Origin of the sequence: Lysinibacillus sp. UGB7, from assembly GCF_049058285.1 — a bacterium.
GTDB lineage: Bacteria > Bacillota > Bacilli > Bacillales_A > Planococcaceae > Lysinibacillus > Lysinibacillus sphaericus_B.
In genome coordinates, this window is the sequence record NZ_JBMGUV010000095.1 from 1 (window position 1) to 1,102 (window position 1,102).

3 protein-coding genes are annotated in these 1,102 nt (G+C 38.2%); all 3 read left to right on the top strand.

The window, feature by feature from the left end:
- The first annotated feature begins 108 nt into the window (after positions 1-108).
- The gene (locus ACOMCU_RS28030) at positions 109-354 is read left to right on the top strand and encodes a hypothetical protein (RefSeq protein WP_421052300.1); all 246 of its coding nucleotides are present in this window, start codon (positions 109-111) and stop codon (positions 352-354) included.
- A 3-nt stretch (positions 355-357) separates the two neighbouring features.
- A complete protein-coding gene (locus tag ACOMCU_RS28035; RefSeq protein ID WP_421052301.1) occupies positions 358-861 on the top strand; it encodes a hypothetical protein in 504 nt (167 codons plus the stop codon).
- Between the two features lie 35 nt (positions 862-896).
- On the top strand, positions 897-1,102 hold a 206-nt coding region (locus ACOMCU_RS28040; protein ID WP_421052302.1), incomplete at its 3' end, for a hypothetical protein.

Genomic DNA, 1,102 nt, shown 5'->3' on the forward strand with positions numbered 1-1,102 from the left:
GTTTTGAAAATTAATTAATTGTATTATAGCAAAATTAAAGTCATTACACAACGGAATGGATGCTGGTGATAGATGGGCATTTGAACAACTAACAAAGGGGTGAAGGACATGCAACGATTATCAGCACACAATGGCATATTTAGATTGCCACCAATTCAGCGCAAAAATGATGCGGAGTTAGATGTTGCTATTGCAGACCTTGAAGCAAGAGGCTTTCAGTTAGTAAAGAGAGGCACGAGCAGCAAGGATGTAAAAGACTTCGAGTATAAGCAAAGTTCAAAAACGCCAAAGAGATACAAAGGTGCCTCAACACATCATAAAGTGTGGGCAATTATGGAGAAGCAGATGCAGTAAAAAATGAAAGCAGAGGTGAAAACAATGCAAGGCTTATGTATGGATTCTGGAAACTCAACGAACTTACAGAATGGCGGTATTTATTATTTATTTCCGCATGGTGGTGAAGCATTTAACGTAAGTAGATTCCCTCGAAAAGGATCACACTTTGGAACATATCAAAAGGATCGTTTCAAGATTGTAGAGGATGAAGATAAATGGCCACAGGAGCCAGTAAAACCAAACAATCAGCAGACTTTAGAAAAAGGCAAAGTTTATAAAGCTGAATTGATTTGGAGATCAAAAGGTTATGCAGAAAGTACACAGCCAGGAACGTATTTTATAGCAGCCATTAATAGTTGCTACGCATGTAAAACGGATTGCTATTTTTATGTAGATGCAGAACTGCAGCAACCAAAAGGACGGTTTCCGTTACATTGGTTTACGAATATTCAGGAATACGATGAAAACGCAGTTGTAGAGCTACCACAAAACGAGTGGCAACAAATGAATTTATTCGGTATATAGGTTAGACAATAAAAAGTTAAAAGGGAGCTATTAAAATGAGAAAAGTAATTTTTGACGTAACACCAGAAACTGTTCAAAAGGTAGCTGGACAGATTACAGAAAATCATCCTGATAGCATGGCAGTTTTAGCCCCGATGTCTGGTAATTGCTCTGTACATGCGCCAAGTAAAACGGGTAAACACAAAGGCTATCATCGAATTAAATTAGAAGTGTGGATTCCAGAGGATGCGATTAAAGGCGG

Excerpts from the sequence above, each read along its gene's own strand:
- ACOMCU_RS28030 (WP_421052300.1), top strand. The coding sequence starts at position 109 with ATGCAACGATTATCAGCACACAATGGCATATTTAGATTGCCACCAATT.
- ACOMCU_RS28035 (WP_421052301.1), top strand. The coding sequence starts at position 358 with ATGAAAGCAGAGGTGAAAACAATGCAAGGCTTATGTATGGATTCTGGA.